Raw genomic sequence first — 13,193 nt, 5'->3', positions numbered from 1 at the left:
AAAGTGCGCCGATTTCTAGCGTCCGGACTCAAATCCGCGCCGGCCCAGGGTACGAACGTGGTTAAGCACTTGTTACGGGATTGCCCATATGTTGGGCAGATTACATCCGCCGTTTGGAGGAAAATAACGGATGACGCAGATTATGGAGGTGCGCGGTGGGGAGCGTGCGCCGGAACATGTTCTGGCGCCAATCGGTGAACGTGTCGGGCGGCTTGGCGTTGCCATTGCCGACATTGTCGGGCTGATTTCGGACCTGACGGAAGACGGCAAGGCCCAAAGTCAGGCAACGCGCGGCGCAATCGAGGCGGCGCGCGAGATGAGCGCGGCCAATGCCACGCTCGACAAGGTGATGAACGAGACCCTGGCCGCCGCGCACGACACGCGCGACGTGATCGGGAAAAGCGCCGACGTCCTGGGTGACGTCGTCCATTCGAGCGCCCGCACGATGAGCGCTCTCGGGCAAGGCGCGCTCAAGGTTCGCGACACTCTGGTGACGGTCGAAGAGACGACGGCGCGTGTCAATGCCGCCAGCGCCTCGATCGGCCAGATCGCGCGCGAAACCAAGCTCTTGGCGCTCAATGCCAGCGTGGAGGCGGCACGGGCCGGCGAAGCGGGGGCCGGATTTGCCATCATCGCACAGGCCGTCAAGACGCTTGCCGACCAGATTCACGGATTTTCGGGCGAGATCACGGGCCAGCTTGCCTCGATGAAAACCGCGCTCGCCGAGCTCGGTGCTCAGGCGCAGGCCAATGCCGACGCTGCGAACGAAGCGGCGGGACATAATGCGGCGGCGGCCGAGGCAACCGAAAGCCTCGCCCGGGTCGTGGGATCGGCCGATGCGCTGGTCAAGGGTATCGAATCGATGCGCGGACCGGTCGAATCCAACGTCGAGGGTTTTGCCGCCGTGCAGGCCGGGCTCGATGGGCTTTCCGCCTCGATCGTCCGCTCCAAGAACCATCTCGATGCCGCTGAGCGGCGCGCGGAGTCCATTCTCACGATTTCCGAGGAGTTCATCCTGTTTGTCGCCGACAGCGGGGTCGAGACGGCCGACACGCCGTTCATCGACGAGGTGCGCGCGCAAGCCGACCGGATCGGCTCGCTGTTCGAGGCGGCGGTGGGGGCTGGAGAGATTTCGATGAGCGATCTCTTCGATACCGACTACCGCGAGATCAGGGGCTCTAACCCCAAGCAGGTAATGACGCGGTTCACCGAATTTACCGACCGCGTCCTGCCCGCAGTCCAGGAGCCCGTTCTCAAGCTGGATCCTCGCGTCACATTCTGCGCGGCCGTCGATCGCAACGGATATTTGCCCACCCACAACAAGATCTATTCCCACCCCCAGGGTCCCGATCCGGTCTGGAACGTCTCGAACTGCCGCAACCGGCGGATATTCGACGACCGAACCGGGCTGGCCGCGGGGCGCAACACCAAGCCGTTCCTCGTCCAGACCTACAGGCGCGACATGGGTGGGGGGCAGTTCGCATTGATGAAGGACTGCTCGGCACCGATCATGGTCAACGGCAAGCATTGGGGTGGGCTGCGGCTCGCCTACAAGGTCGAATAACGCGATTAATTGACTCCCGGGCGGCTTTGCACTTATAAGCCGCCTCGACCTTCTGTCAGCCATGATGGAAACCGAGTCACTGGGCTACCCGAGAGGTTGCCGGTCAACATCCGCCAGCGCGTTGCGCCCGCGGGTGTCATTTGCTTTTGGCCGGCGCCGAGACTTTTTCTCGGGACAGTCTGTGCCCATATTCGGGTTTCGTTCAAGGACCGGCAGAAACAAAGCGAGCGGATTCATGTTTGAAAGCCTTTCAGATCGCCTGGGCAAAATCTTTTCCGGCCTTACGGGGCGGGGTGCGCTCAGCCAATCGGATGTCGATGCTGCGCTGCGCGAGGTGCGCCGGGCGCTGATCGAGGCCGACGTTTCGCTCGAAGTCGTGCGCGCCTTTACCGAGCAGGTCGGGCAACGCGCGGTCGGCGCGGAGGTCACCCGCTCGGTGACGCCGGGCCAGCAGGTGGTCAAGATCGTCCATGACGAACTGGTGGCGGTTTTGGGTGAAGAGGCTGTTGCCATATCGCTCAACGCGCCGGCGCCGGTGCCGGTCCTGATGGTGGGTCTTCAGGGTTCGGGCAAGACGACGACCACCGCCAAGATCGCCAAGCGTTTCAAGGAAAAACAAAACAAGCGGGTCCTGCTCGCTTCGCTCGATACGCGCCGCCCGGCGGCGATGGAGCAATTGCAGACGCTCGGCGCGCAGATCGGGGTGGATACGCTCGAAATCGTTCCCGGCCAGTCGGCGGTCGAGATCGCCCGGCGCGCGATCTCTTCGGGAAAGACCGGCGGCTACGATGTTGTGATGCTCGATACAGCGGGCCGCACCCATATCGACGAAGATCTGATGGCCGAGACGGCCGAGATCAAGCGTGTCGCCAATCCTCACGAAATTCTCCTGGTCGCCGATAGCCTCACCGGCCAGGACGCGATCAATCTGGCACGCGCGTTCGACGAACGCGTCGATGTTACCGGCATCGTCCTCACGCGCGTCGATGGCGACGGGCGCGGCGGTGCGGCGCTTTCGATGCGGGCCGCGACCGGCAAGCCGATCAAGCTGATCGGTGTCGGCGAAAAGATGGACGCTTTGGAGGATTTCCATCCCAAGCGCATCGCCGACCGTATTCTGGGCATGGGCGATATCGTCTCGCTCGTCGAAAAGGCGGCCGAGACCGTCTCGGCACAAGACGCCCAGAAGATGGCCAAGAAGCTCAAGAAGGGTCAGTTCGATCTCGAGGACCTGATGGGCCAGCTTCAGCAGATGAAAAAGATGGGCGGCATGGCGTCATTGATGAAGATGATGCCGGGCATGGGGCAGATGGCCAAGAACGTCCCGACTGACAAGATGAACGACAAGGTCTTCGACCGCCAGATCGCGATCATCCAGTCGATGACGAAAAAGGAACGCGAAAAGCCGGACCTTTTGAACGCTTCGCGCCGCAAGCGCATCGCTGCAGGTGCGGGGGTCGAGGTTTCCGAGATCAACAAGCTCGTCAAGATGCACCGCCAGATGGCGGACATGATGAAAAAGGTATCGCGCGGCGGCGCCGGCGGGCTCGCCAGCATGTTCGGCGGGATCGGCAAGAAGATGCTCGGGGGCGGCGGAATACCCGATATGGATCCGGCGCAGATCGAAGCGATGGCAAAGCAGATGGGGCCCGACCCTTCCAAGCTGCCGGACGACTTTTCAAAGCTCGCGGCTAAAGCCGGCACGGGCGGGCTGCCGGGACTTCCAGGTCTTGGCGGCAACCAGAAATTCCCTGGACTGCCAGGCCTTGGCGGCCTGCCGGGAAAGAAGAAATAACCCTTTAAAACCAACTGACGAAAAGAAAAGAGAAGTCAAAAAATGGCAATCAAGATTCGCCTTGCACGCGGTGGCTCGAAAAAGCGCCCCTACTACCACATCGTCATCGCCGATGCCCGCGCCCCGCGCGACGGGCGCGTGATCGAGCGCATCGGCGCCTACAATCCGATGCTTGCCAAGGACGACGAAAAGCGCGTCGTGCTCGATACCGAGCGTGCCACCCATTGGCTCAATATCGGTGCCCAGCCCACAGATCGCGTGGAGCGGTTCCTCGATGCCGCCGGCCTTTTGAAGCGCACCGCGCGCAACAACCCCGAAAAGGCCAAGCCGGGCGCCAAGGCGCTTGAGCGCCTCGAGGAAAAGAAGGCCGCCGAAGAGGCCGCCAAGCAGGCAGCAGAAGCCCCCGCCCCGGTCGAGGAAGCTCCTGCCGCCGAAGCTCCTGCTGCCGAAGAAGCGGTTGCAGAGTAAAATTCCTTGGCTGCAAAGAGCACAGACTCTTTAAAGCGCATTCTCATGGGCCGCATCGGTGCGGCCCATGGGATAAAGGGCGAGGTGCGCATCGCCTCTCATACCGAAGACCCCCTTGCCATTGCGAGCTACGGACCGTTCGAGACCGACCGGCCAGGGCTCACGGTTTCGATCACCAGGGCAAGGCTCGCCAAAAACGTCGTCATCGCCTCGCTCGAGGGCATTTTCGATCGCAACGCGGCGGAAAGGCTCAATGGCGTATCGCTGTTCGTCTCGCGCGAACGGCTCGATGCGCCGGACGAGGACGAGTTCTATCACGCCGACCTGATCGGGCTCGAAGCCCGGCTTGAAGACGGTTCGGTGCTCGGGGTGGTGACGGCGGTCAGCAATTTCGGGGCTGACGATCTTCTCGACGTCAGGCTCAGGGAAACCGGAAAGTCGGTTTATTTGCCCTTTACCCGAGCGGTCGTCCCTCAAATCGAGCTCGGGAAGGGCTATCTCATAGCGGTTCCCCCCGAAGGGTGGCTCGAGGAGACCCCGCGCGATCCCGAGGAAGAGAGCGAAGATCAATGAGCTTTTATGCTTCGATCATAACGCTCTTTCCCGATCTCTTTCCCGGTCCGCTCGGCGCTTCGGTCATCGGGCGCGGGCTTGAAAACGGGGCGTGGTCGCTCGAAACGCGCTTCCTGCGCGATTATGCGAGCGACAAGCACCGCACGGTCGACGATACACCTTCGGGTGGCGGCGCGGGCATGGTGCTGCGGGCCGACATACTCGCCGCCGCCATCGACGATACGGCCGCCCAAGACGATCCACGCCCGAAAATTCTCATGAGCCCGCGCGGAACGCCGCTGACCCAGAAGCGCGTGCGCGAGCTGGCCGCGGGACCGGGCGCGGTCATTGTCTGCGGGCGGTTCGAGGGGGTGGACCAGCGGGTGATCGAGGCGCGTGACCTTGAGGAAATCTCGATCGGCGACTACGTGCTTGCCGGGGGCGAGGTCGCGGCGATGGTGCTGCTCGAAGCGGTGGTGCGGCTGTTGCCGGGCGTGCTCGGGGCCGAGGAAAGCCATGCGGACGAGAGTTTTGAAGACGGGCTTCTCGAATATCCGCAGTTTACCCGCCCGCAGGTCTTCGAGGGGCGCGAGATACCCCCTGTGCTGATCTCGGGCGACCACGGCCGGGTGGAAAAATGGCGGCGCGAACAGGCGCAGGCCCTGACGCAGGACCGCCGCCCCGATCTCTGGGCCGCGCGTAAGCAAAAACCCTAGACTCCCGGGGGTATTTGCTCTATAGCCGCGCTCGACTGAACGAGGCAGACGCCTCTCCGTCCAAACAAGACCGGGCTCCTCAAGGGGCTCCAGTGAAAAGATCAGAACGGATTTTCGATATGAACATCATTCAGCAGCTCGAAAAAGAGCAGGCCGAGGCCCTTGTCGCCAAGCGCGCAGTGCCCGAATTCTCTCCCGGCGACACGGTCAAGGTGTGGGTGCGCATCCGTGAAGGCGAGAAGGAACGTCTCCAGGCTTATGAAGGCGTTGTGATTGCGCGTTCGGGTTCGGGCCTCATGGAAAGCTTCACGGTGCGCAAGATCTCCTATGGCGAAGGTGTGGAACGCGTGTTCCCCGTCCTTTCCCCGATGATCGATCGCGTCGAGGTTTTGAAGCGCGGCAAGGTGCGCCGCGCCAAGCTCTATTACTTGCGCGACCGCCGCGGCAAGTCTGCCCGTATCTTTGAATCGACCAACGCCCGCACGCGGCGTATCGAGGCCGATGAGCGTCAGGCTGCCTCCGACGCGAAGGCCGCGCGTGAAGCCGAAAAGGTCGCCGCCGCCGAGGCGCTGGCTGCCGAGCTCGCCGCACAGGAAGCGGCAGCTGCTGCTGAAGCGGCTGCAGCAGCAGAGGCCGAAGCCCCCGCAGCGGAAGAAATCAAGAGCGAATAGCTTCTGGCTCTCTGGCGGCAGGAATTTGAGAACCCGGTCCATGTGGCCGGGTTTTCTTTTTTGCCCCTTGAGGGAATAAAATCGCGGCCTGCGGTGTCTCATCTTTGTCACGGGCGGTGCAGGCCGTCCCGCAAACAGAGGCAGGAGACCCCGATCATGTTAAAGTCACTACGCCTGCCCGTCGCACTGACGGCGGGAATTGTCCTTTTTGCCACGGCGGCATTTGCGCAAGCGCCCGTCACGACGGCTACGACAGATATCGGCGATGTGATCGCCGACGCCGAAGGCTTTGTCCTATACACCTTCCGGAACGACGCGCCGGGCGTTTCCAACTGCTACGATCAGTGCGCCCAGAACTGGCCGCCGTTCTTTGCCGAAGAAGGCGCGACAGAAGGAGACGGCTATACGCTCGTCACCCGCAATGACGGTACGGTGCAGTGGGCCAAGGAGGGCATGCCGCTCTATTATTGGGTCGGGGATACCGAGCCGGGCCAGACCACCGGCGACGGGGTCGGTGGCAATTGGGACGTCGCGCGTCCCTGAGGAGGGGTTTGTCTGGGAGGCATGGGAAATTTCCTGGCCGCCCGGGGTTTGCTATGCTGTGCTTCGATTTGCCGAAGCGTTTCAATTGGGAACCGAAATGCGCGAGGCGCTGATTGCCCATCTGCCGGCCTTGCGGCGCTATGCCTATGGTCTGGCCGGGGCAAGGGCCGATGCCGAGGATCTCTTGCAGGCGACGGTCCTGCGCGCGCTCGAAGCCGCGCCGGGCTGGCGGAGAGAGAACCTGCGCGCCTGGCTTTATACGATCATGACCAATCTCTACCGCAACGGCCTGCGCGCCAATGCGCGCGGTCCGGGCCTCGAAGCCATCGGCGAGGCAGACCATGTCGCGGCGCCTCTTGCCAATCCCGACCCGCTGCTGCGCTCGCGGCTCAACACGGCGCTTGCAACGCTCAATCCCGAGATGCGGGCGGTGCTGATGCTGGTGGTGCTCGAGGGGTGTTCCTATGCGGAGGTTGCCCAGATCGCAGGGGTGCCGGTGGGCACGGTGATGTCGCGGTTGTCGCGGGCCCGCACCCAGCTTTCAGGGCTCTTGCAGGACGAAGCGGTGGTTTATCTCAACAGGGGTGAAAAGCGGCCATGAGCGAAAGGCATGACATCGGCGAGGAGGAACTTTCCGCCTATCTCGACGGTGCGCTCGATCCTGCGCGCGCGACCGCGGTGGAGGCCGCGCTTGCTGCAGATCCTGCGCTTGCCCAAAAGTTGGCGGGCTGGCGGTCCCGCGACGCCGCGCTACGCGCGCTTTTTGCGCCCTATGCGACGGGCGGAAACGCCGATCTTCCGCAAAAGCGACGGCACGCAAGGCTCCGCTCGACCGCTATCGCCTATGCGGCGGGGATCGCGATTGCTTTTTTCGCAGGGGGGGGCGGAGATTACTTCCTGCGCGCGAACCTCGATCCGCCACCGGCCGCCGCCGACCGGGCTTCGGACGCCTGGCTCGCCCAGACTGCACGCGAAGTGTTCCTGACCTATGTGCGTGAAGTACGGCACCCGGTGGAGGTAGGGGCGGACGAGCACGACCATCTGGTTGGATGGCTGGGCAACCGGATAGAAAAAACCTTTACTGCACCCGAACTCGATGGTTTGGGGTTTGCGCTGGTGGGGGGGCGGCTGCTGCCGGTTGGCGGCGCGCCGGGGGCGATGTTGATGTATGAAAATGCGCAAGGGGATCGCATGACGATTCTCATCGCGCGCAATCCGGGCGCTCGCGACACGGCCTTCCAGTTCTCGCAAGGGGATGGGGTCAACACCATGCGCTGGGTGGACGGGCCGATTGCCTATGCCATTTCCGCCTTTTTCGACCGCCCCGCGCTTGAAGCGGTTTCCCGCGCCATCTACCGGCATTTTCAAGAAAGCTGAGCTTTGGGCGGGGAACCGGGCTTGTCAGGTTCCGTTGCAGCTAAAGAGCAATCCGAGGTTCCCGGCAGATATGACTCCACCACCGTCTCCACACTGGAAACCTGCGCGGGTGCATGAGCGGCTGGGTCCCGATTTTTACGATGCCGTCGAGGCGGCCACGTTCCCCCGGACCATACTGCGCTATCGCAATCAGCGCTGGGCCGAACGTATGGGGCTGGGCGGGTTGAATGCGGAGGAATGGCTTTCTCATTTCGGGCGGTTCACACAGCTTCCCGGCAGTCTGGAGCACCCGTTGGCGCTGCGTTACCACGGGCATCAGTTCCGGAGCTATAACCCGCAATTGGGCGACGGGCGCGGATTTCTGTTCGCGCAGGGGCACGACCTTGTAGATGGGGCGCTGCGCGATTTTGGCACCAAGGGGACGGGCACGACGCCCTGGTCGCGCGGCGGGGACGGCCGGCTGACACTCAAGGGCGGGGTGCGCGAGGTGCTGGCGACCGAAATGCTCGAAGCGCTCGGGGTCGAAACCTGCAAAAGCTTCTCGCTCATCGAGACCGGCGAGAGCCTGTTCCGCAACGACGAGCCCTCCCCGACGCGGTCTTCGGTGCTCGTGCGGCTTTCACATTCCCACATCCGGATCGGCACCTTCCAGCGGTTGGCCTATTTCGAGGACCGGGCCAATCTGCAAAAGCTAGCCGATCACGTGATCACTCATTACTACCCACACCTTGTGGATCTGCCCGGCGAAAAGCAGGTGCCCGCGCTTCTGGGCGCAGTGGCGGAAAATGTCGCCCGGGTAGGGGCGCAGTGGATCGCGGCGGGGTTCGTGCATGGGGTGCTCAACACCGACAACATCAACGTGACGGGCGAAAGTTTCGATTATGGTCCGTGGCGGTTCCTGCCGCGATACGATCCGGGGTTCGTCGCGGCCTATTTCGACGAAACCGGCCTTTTCGCTTTCGGGCGGCAGCCCGATGTGCTGGCATGGAACCTCACCCGGCTTGCCGAATGCCTTGTTCCTCTTTCCAGCGCCGAAAAGCTCGAACCAGAACTCAACCGGTTCTGGCCAATGTTCCAGGCAGCGCTGGCGGATGCTGTTCTTGAAAGGCTGGGGCTCCAATCGCGGGGAAGTGAAGCCGATCTCGCGTTCATTTCGGCATTCTACGCTTTCCTGGCCGCCACCAATGCGCCCTACGAGCAGGTCTTTTTCGATTGGCGCGGCGGCGTATCGGCAAAAGATCAGGCTTTGGCGGGGCCGCTTGGCGCGCTCTATCGCGACGACGCGTTTGCCTCCGCGCGCGAAATGATCGGCGCGTACGCGCCCCGCCCCGGCGCGCGCGACCACGCCTATTTCGAGAGCGAGAGCCCGATAACAATGCTGATCGAAGAGATGGAGGCGATCTGGGCACCGATCGCAACAGATGACGACTGGAGCGCTTTTGCTGCGGCGCTCGAGGATATTGCCGCGCTACGTTCCGCATATGGCCGATAATCTTTCACCTTGAATTGACTGGCGGGGAGGCGACCAAACGCATACAACCGGTTTTCATGATCCGCCTCGCCACCTATTTCCCGCTTGTTGTCGGTCTCGTCCTCCTTGCCGGAACAGGGCGTGCCTCGGGTTATGAGGTGCGCAGCGAGACTGTCGCCGTCGTCGAGCTCTTCACAAGCCAGGGCTGTTCGCAGTGCCCGCCCGCCGATGCCTTCCTCGCCGAGCTTGGCGCGCGTGAAGGTGTCGTCGCGCTCGCCTATCATATCGACTACTGGGATTATATCGGCTGGGAGGATACCTTTGCCCTGCCAGCCCATACCGAACTGCAAAAGGCCTATGCGGCGAGCTGGGGCAAGAATCGCGTTTATACGCCGCAAATGGTGATCAACGGCGCGCATGGCGTGGTCGGCAGCCACACCGACAAGGTCGAAGGCGCACTGGCTCAAGAAGCACTGGCGCTCGCACCATCGGTTTCCATCGGTCCCGACGATACCGCACATCTCTCGGTGCCAGCGGTCGCCGGATTGCCGCAGGCTATCGTCTGGCTGGTCACGTGGCGCGAGGGCGCGGACGTCTCGGTCGCGCGGGGCGAAAATTCGGGCAAGGTTCTGCGTTATACGCACATCGTCACCGGCCGGCAGGCAATTGGTATGTGGAACGCCCAGATCGGGGCCGAGATCGCCATTCCTCTCGAGGCCGCGATGGGTCACAATGATGGAATGGCCGTCATCGTGCAGGAAAAAAGAGGCGATTTGCCCGGACGCGTGCTGGGCGCGGCCCAGATCACCCGCTGAGCCCATTGGCAAAAGAAGACCCTCGACCCGAAAGCGGGTGAGGGCAAATGACTTGGAGATCGAAAAGGCAAATCCTAAGCGGGCCCAGCCTGCCTTGGGTGATCCGCCATGTCCCCGGCTTTCCGGATTAAGGGAAAACCGGGGAAGGGCGGCTGGCCGACCGGGACCAAGGTTTGGGGGCTCGGTGATCCTGGCGGCCAGCCACTGGAGGCAATAAAAAGAGGCTAAAAGGCCATTGCGGCGCGATAGGGGATGGAATGTGTCCGAAATCGGTTCATTTGGCGGAATGTTTGCGATCCCGGTCTGTGAGATCGCCACCTCCAGTGGGAGAGTTTGCGCTTGCCAGCCGACGCGATTAGGACAATCATTGGCCTAATGCGTGTTTCGATTCAAAAAGATGAGGGCCGCTCGCGTGAGCGATAGCCTGGACCGGGCCGGGCCCATCCCCTTTCACGCTCCTGCTGCGACCACGCAGCGTGCCGTGCCGATCGTCAGCTTCGACCGGCATGAGTTGGGCCTTATCCTAAATGTCTACGGCAAAAAGGTCGCAAGCGGCGAGTGGCGTGATTATGCCCTCGACATGGGACGGGAGCGCGCGCTGTTCTCGATCTATAAGCGCACCTCCGAACGCCCGCTTTTCGTTATCGAAAAAAATCCCAAACTCGCCCGGCGGCAGGGGCAATTCCTTGTCATGACGACTGAGGGGCGCGTACTCAAGCGCGGGCAGGATCTGGGTGCGGTGTTGCGCGTCCTCGATCCCGATCTCTACATCGTGCGCTGAAGCAGCAGAGACCTGGAAACAAAAAGGCCGCGGAGGCGATCCGCGGCCCGTTCCTCTCTGCGAGGCGGAAACCGGTTATTCGCGGTTGCCGAAAAGACGCAGAAGCATCAGGAACATGTTGATGAAGTCCAAATAGAGCGTTAGCGCGCCCATGATGGCGAGCTTGCCGAGGCCTTCCTGGCCGATATTTTCGGCATAGGCTTCCTTGATCTTCTGGGTATCGTAGGCCGTCAGCCCCACAAAGATCAGCACGCCGATTGCCGAAATGGCGAATTCGAGCGCCGAGCTCTGGAGGAACATGTTGACGATCATGGCGATGATCAGCCCGATCAGCCCCATGAACAGGAACGAGCCCATGCCAGTCAGGTCACGTTTGGTCGTGTAGCCGTAAAGGCTCATCGAGCCGAACATTGCAGCGGTGATGAAGAACACCTTTGCGATCGAAGCGCCGGTATAGACCAGGAAGATCGAGGAGAGCGAGAGTCCCATCACGGCGGCAAAAGCCCAGAAGACCATTTGCGCAGCCGGGAAGGAAAGCTTCTGGATTCCGAAGCTCAAGACCAGCACGAAGGCGAGCGGGGAGAGCATGATTACCCAGGCTAGCGGGCTGCCGTACATAATCTGTGCCGCAGCGGGGCTCGAGACGGCCCATTGCGCGGTGAAAAACGCAACCAGACCGGTCACGGCCAAGCCGATGCCCATGTAGTTGTAGACGCGCAGCATGTGCGCGCGGAGACCCTCGTCGATGGCGGCGGCCGTGCCTACGCGCCCGGCGACGGTCTGACGGTCGTATTGTGCCATGTGTCGTTCCATCCTCAGTCAGTCGTTGTGACGATCCAGCCGTACCCTCCCTTCCCAATGGGGAAACAGGTGGTACGATTTGGTTGACAATATGGAGAGTGGTTATTGGAATTACAAGCAAAACCGGTCGCGGTCGGGCCTGGTAAAATCTGTCGCCGGTTTGGCCCCGTCGGCCCTCTCCGATGTGCTAGTCTTTGATTCGGGGCCCCGACGGCCCAACCGACATGTTTGCGCTTCATCCGGGACTGAACAATGCCGCGACTCTTTACCGGACTTGAGATTCCATCGGATGTGGGTTTTGCGCTCTCGCTCAAGCGGGGCGGGTTAGCGGGCGCGCGTTGGATCAGTCCGGAAAACTATCACATCACCTTGCGCTATATCGGGGATATCGACCGGCGGACGGCCGATGAGGTCGTTGACGTGCTGGAGCGTTTCGGCGCCGCTGAGCCTTTTGCGTTGAGCGTCGATCACCTGGGCGTTTTTGGAGGAAACAAGCCGCGCGCGCTTTATGCGGGCGTCGCGCCCAGTGAGGCGCTTACCCGGCTGCAGGGCGCGCATGAACGCGCGCTCCAGCGCATCGGTCTACCGCCGGACGGGCGCAAGTTCGTCCCCCATGTTACGCTGGCCCGGCTGCGCGATACCCCGCCGGGGGATCTTGCTGCCCATATTGCGCAAGCGGGGCATTTCGTCCCCCTGCGGTTCACGGTCCATCAATTCGTCCTTTTTTCGAGCCGCGACTCGGTGGGCGGCGGCCCTTATGTCATCGAGCAGGATTTTCCTCTTGCGGCCTGAGTCCCGTTCAGCCCCGGTTAAGCAAGCCTTTGCAATAGAGAGAGGGTTGGATGATCAGTGGGGGAGAAGGCCAAATTCCGGCCAAATTCACAACTAGATTGCCGGCGGGTTTGACATAAAAGCCGGACAATTTTTGCGCCTTGGTAACCATACCGGACGCATTATGGCGCCCGAGCTTTGAGTCGCGTTGAGTAAATATGAGGAAGGGTTTGGCGATGACGTCACGATATTCGGGCCGGATGCGCCGCGCACTCGCAGGTCTTGTGGCGGGAATAGGGGTAATCATGGCTGCCGGAACTGCTTCCGGGGCTACCAATCTTGGTACGTTTAATAACTGGACGGCGTGGAGTGACACCGATCAGGGCGCAAAAATCTGCTATATTGCGTCCAATCCGCAGACGCGCGAGCCCACCAATCTCAATCACGGGGATATCGGCAAGACGTTCGTGCTGGTCACCATCCGTCCTTCCAACCGCAATGAAGTTGCGGTTCTGGTGGATTTCCCCATTTCCCAGACCAATGCCAACGCTTCGGCTTCAGTGGACGGGCGGTCCTATCCCATGGTCACCGAAGGCCGGGCCGGCTGGTTGGCAAGCGTTGAGGACGAGCCGGGCTTCGTCGCGGCGATGCGAGCGGGCTCTTCCCTCCAGGTGCGCATCACCTCCGGAGCCGGAAACAATACCGTCCATACCTATTCGCTCAGCGGCGTCACTGCTGCGCTCAACCGCGCAGCGCAGGAATGTCCGCAATAGGCGCACGCTCTTATTGCACCCAGGCCACGATTTTGGCAAAGCTCCGGGCACTGCCCGGGGCGAGCCCGGCAGGATCGCGCGACGGAGTTGAAACT

The 13,193-nt window shown here is 62.0% G+C and carries 15 protein-coding genes; 14 read left to right on the top strand and 1 reads right to left on the bottom strand.

Going from position 1 to position 13,193, the window contains the following annotated elements:
- Nucleotides 1–130: 130 nt before the first annotated feature.
- From I2G20_RS13635 to I2G20_RS13580, 12 genes are all read left to right on the top strand, one after another.
- Complete coding sequence (locus tag I2G20_RS13635; protein WP_196260277.1) at nucleotides 131–1,564, top strand: methyl-accepting chemotaxis protein; 1,434 nt, start codon at nucleotides 131–133, stop codon at nucleotides 1,562–1,564.
- 235 nt (nucleotides 1,565–1,799) lie between these two features.
- Nucleotides 1,800–3,359 (top strand): signal recognition particle protein, encoded by a 1,560-nt coding sequence (gene ffh, locus I2G20_RS13630; protein ID WP_196260276.1) that lies wholly within the window; start codon nucleotides 1,800–1,802, stop codon nucleotides 3,357–3,359.
- Nucleotides 3,360–3,401: 42 nt separating this feature from the next.
- Nucleotides 3,402–3,827 (top strand): 30S ribosomal protein S16, encoded by a 426-nt coding sequence (rpsP, locus tag I2G20_RS13625; protein WP_196260275.1) that lies wholly within the window; start codon nucleotides 3,402–3,404, stop codon nucleotides 3,825–3,827.
- Nucleotides 3,828–3,833: 6 nt separating this feature from the next.
- Complete coding sequence (gene rimM, locus I2G20_RS13620) at nucleotides 3,834–4,400, top strand: ribosome maturation factor RimM (protein ID WP_246473083.1); 567 nt, start codon at nucleotides 3,834–3,836, stop codon at nucleotides 4,398–4,400.
- On the top strand, nucleotides 4,397–5,095 hold the full coding sequence (gene trmD / locus I2G20_RS13615) for a tRNA (guanosine(37)-N1)-methyltransferase TrmD (protein WP_196260274.1): 699 nt from the start codon (nucleotides 4,397–4,399) through the stop codon (nucleotides 5,093–5,095). The genes rimM and trmD overlap by 4 nt, the downstream gene beginning before the upstream one ends.
- A 119-nt stretch (nucleotides 5,096–5,214) precedes the next feature.
- Nucleotides 5,215–5,766, top strand: a complete 552-nt coding sequence (gene rplS, locus I2G20_RS13610; RefSeq protein ID WP_196260273.1) for a 50S ribosomal protein L19 — start codon at nucleotides 5,215–5,217, stop codon at nucleotides 5,764–5,766.
- Nucleotides 5,767–5,922: 156 nt separating this feature from the next.
- Nucleotides 5,923–6,309 (top strand): COG4315 family predicted lipoprotein, encoded by a 387-nt coding sequence (locus I2G20_RS13605; protein ID WP_196260272.1) that lies wholly within the window; start codon nucleotides 5,923–5,925, stop codon nucleotides 6,307–6,309.
- A 97-nt stretch (nucleotides 6,310–6,406) separates the two neighbouring features.
- Nucleotides 6,407–6,910 carry an RNA polymerase sigma factor gene (locus I2G20_RS13600; protein WP_196260271.1) on the top strand — a complete coding sequence of 168 codons (504 nt, stop codon included), beginning with the start codon at nucleotides 6,407–6,409 and terminating at the stop codon, nucleotides 6,908–6,910.
- On the top strand, nucleotides 6,907–7,686 hold the full coding sequence (locus I2G20_RS13595) for an anti-sigma factor family protein (protein ID WP_196260270.1): 780 nt from the start codon (nucleotides 6,907–6,909) through the stop codon (nucleotides 7,684–7,686). Before I2G20_RS13600 ends, I2G20_RS13595 begins: the two co-directional genes overlap by 4 nt.
- A 70-nt stretch (nucleotides 7,687–7,756) precedes the next feature.
- Complete coding sequence (locus tag I2G20_RS13590) at nucleotides 7,757–9,178, top strand: protein adenylyltransferase SelO (RefSeq protein WP_196260269.1); 1,422 nt, start codon at nucleotides 7,757–7,759, stop codon at nucleotides 9,176–9,178.
- Between the two features lie 56 nt (nucleotides 9,179–9,234).
- Complete coding sequence (locus I2G20_RS13585) at nucleotides 9,235–9,972, top strand: DUF1223 domain-containing protein (protein WP_196260268.1); 738 nt, start codon at nucleotides 9,235–9,237, stop codon at nucleotides 9,970–9,972.
- A 397-nt stretch (nucleotides 9,973–10,369) separates the two neighbouring features.
- Nucleotides 10,370–10,753 carry a DUF2794 domain-containing protein gene (locus tag I2G20_RS13580; RefSeq protein ID WP_196260267.1) on the top strand — a complete coding sequence of 128 codons (384 nt, stop codon included), beginning with the start codon at nucleotides 10,370–10,372 and terminating at the stop codon, nucleotides 10,751–10,753.
- A gap of 75 nt (nucleotides 10,754–10,828) precedes the next feature.
- On the opposite strand, the gene I2G20_RS13575 is transcribed toward I2G20_RS13580, so the two are convergent.
- Entirely contained in the window at nucleotides 10,829–11,554 is a 726-nt protein-coding gene (locus I2G20_RS13575; RefSeq protein WP_196260266.1) for a Bax inhibitor-1/YccA family protein, read from the bottom strand.
- Between the two features lie 252 nt (nucleotides 11,555–11,806).
- Here I2G20_RS13575 and thpR point away from each other — a divergent pair, with 252 nt between their 5' ends.
- Both thpR and I2G20_RS13565 read left to right on the top strand, forming a co-directional pair.
- Complete coding sequence (gene thpR / locus I2G20_RS13570; RefSeq protein WP_196260265.1) at nucleotides 11,807–12,346, top strand: RNA 2',3'-cyclic phosphodiesterase; 540 nt, start codon at nucleotides 11,807–11,809, stop codon at nucleotides 12,344–12,346.
- Between the two features lie 215 nt (nucleotides 12,347–12,561).
- Complete coding sequence (locus I2G20_RS13565) at nucleotides 12,562–13,098, top strand: invasion associated locus B family protein (RefSeq protein ID WP_196260264.1); 537 nt, start codon at nucleotides 12,562–12,564, stop codon at nucleotides 13,096–13,098.
- The last annotated feature ends 95 nt before the right edge of the window (nucleotides 13,099–13,193 follow it).

Source organism: Pelagibacterium limicola (assembly GCF_015694405.1).
GTDB classification, from domain to species: Bacteria; Pseudomonadota; Alphaproteobacteria; order Rhizobiales; family Devosiaceae; genus Pelagibacterium; species Pelagibacterium limicola.
This window is presented reverse-complemented; position numbering and strand designations above follow the sequence as displayed.